The organism is Rugamonas rubra, assembly GCF_900114705.1.
GTDB lineage: Bacteria > Pseudomonadota > Gammaproteobacteria > Burkholderiales > Burkholderiaceae_D > Rugamonas > Rugamonas rubra.
This window is the reverse complement of sequence record NZ_FOTW01000076.1, coordinates 1-1,564: the sequence shown is the minus strand read 5'-3', so window position 1 is coordinate 1,564 and position 1,564 is coordinate 1. Positions and strand designations below refer to the sequence as shown.

At 51.3% G+C, this 1,564-nt stretch carries 2 protein-coding genes; both read right to left on the bottom strand.

From position 1 onward, the window contains the following. Positions 1-303 (bottom strand): phospholipase A2 family protein (locus BM252_RS31525; protein WP_217429995.1); only part of this gene is annotated, 303 nt, incomplete at its 3' end. A gap of 14 nt (positions 304-317) precedes the next feature. Continuing rightward, complete coding sequence (locus tag BM252_RS29765; RefSeq protein ID WP_093391387.1) at positions 318-1,433, bottom strand: TolB family protein; 1,116 nt, start codon at positions 1,431-1,433, stop codon at positions 318-320. Positions 1,434-1,564: the final 131 nt, after the last annotated feature.

Sequence of the window (1,564 nt, the reverse complement as noted above, 5' to 3'; positions counted from 1 at the left end):
GCTCAAGTTTACAAGCCCCTCAGGTAAGGCATTGAATGTTAACGACTTTTTGGTACGAGTACCGAACCACTGTCGACTTGTGTATAACGGTATGGCCTCTGCCGGGTTGTACGTGGCAGCGGCATTAGCGTATTGCTTATCATGAATTTGGCACTGAAGGTCAATGGCGTCGACCGGCGGGATTGTTAAATCGTTACCTCCACGCTGCCCACCTGTCCAGCCAGGACCGCAATACATTCCGTAAATCGGAACATAATCGCTGACGTTATAGGGTTTTGCGACGTTGATCGAAATTCCTGGCATGACAATTCTCCTTGTTAATGTGGCATGGAAAGTTTGGAGAGATCAGGTTCGAAAACCTTTGCCTCTCCATTGATGGAATCAATGCGATAGATCGCTGTAGCCCTGCGTCCAGGGTCGTCGCGGTTGTCTGGCACCACCGCCACGTATCGCCCGTCCGGTGTTGCATCGAAGCCATAAAATTGGACGGTGTTGAAAAATGTCAGACGGCGGAAGGTGCGATCGGCGTTTATTTCAAAAATATCGCGGATGTAATGGCGTAGATCTCGATCTTTTGGATAATCTTCATGACGCATCGCTGCAAACATCCGATTGGTTTTCGAGGCGACGCGAAGCCCTTCAATCTCTTTCTCTTGCTGCCATGTCCAGGATGATTCACGGGTGTCAAAGCTCATATAGGGCGCCAGTTTTTCCGGATGCGCATCAGTGACATACATCATGGTATTACTTTGCATCGCCCATTGATTTTTTTGATCGACATTCGCAGTGGGGATATATTTGTCGGGAACCGGCGACTGGCGATCGAGATAGCTCAGTGGTGCGTAGCCGGTATAAGCAAACTGCCTTTTGAAGTAGGCGAGCGAACTCAGCCGGTAAAAATTAGCCATAACAACATCCGATATCCCCAGGGTTTCCAGGTCGACTTCGTGGATGGTGAAGCCCGTCGGACGTAGCCTCCCCTCGCTGCCCTCGGCAAAAAGAAGTCTCTTTCCGTCCGGAGAAAACCTGAAGATGCTTTTGATGAGCCCATCTTGCGGAACCACAGTGCGGCGCCCGCTACCATCGGTGCGCATGACATCAATGCGCGAATCCGTATACTGTACGGAGTGTTGCGTGTTGACGGCATAAACTCCTATCGCCAGCCACTTGCCGTCGACCGAGTACGTTGGATTGGACCAAACCTCATCGAGAGGTTGGGGCAAAATCTGAATGGCGCCCGTACTGCTGTTGAAGCGCACCAGGCTGCTCTCCCGATGCTCGGGCTGATAACGGAAAACAAACTCATTGCCGTCGGGGGAAATCGCTAGCTGGGAAATAGGCTTGGCGTCACGCGCGGATGAACAACCGCATACGACGAGCAGAGCAATAAAAATAAACATCGTCGTGCTGAAGTCTTTACATCTATCGAACATCGAGTTTCTATTATTGAAAACCATCGTGGACTTCCCTTTACCTGATTATGTTCTTACGTCAGCCTTTCCCTGCACCATCCATTTCGGGCACGGCCTCGTCTGCGCCAGCGCGACCGCCAGTCGCGGCACCA

Bases quoted from the DNA above. Each gene is read 5' to 3' on its own strand.
- BM252_RS29765 (WP_093391387.1), bottom strand. From the start codon at position 1,433: ATGTTCGATAGATGTAAAGACTTCAGCACGACGATGTTTATTTTTATT.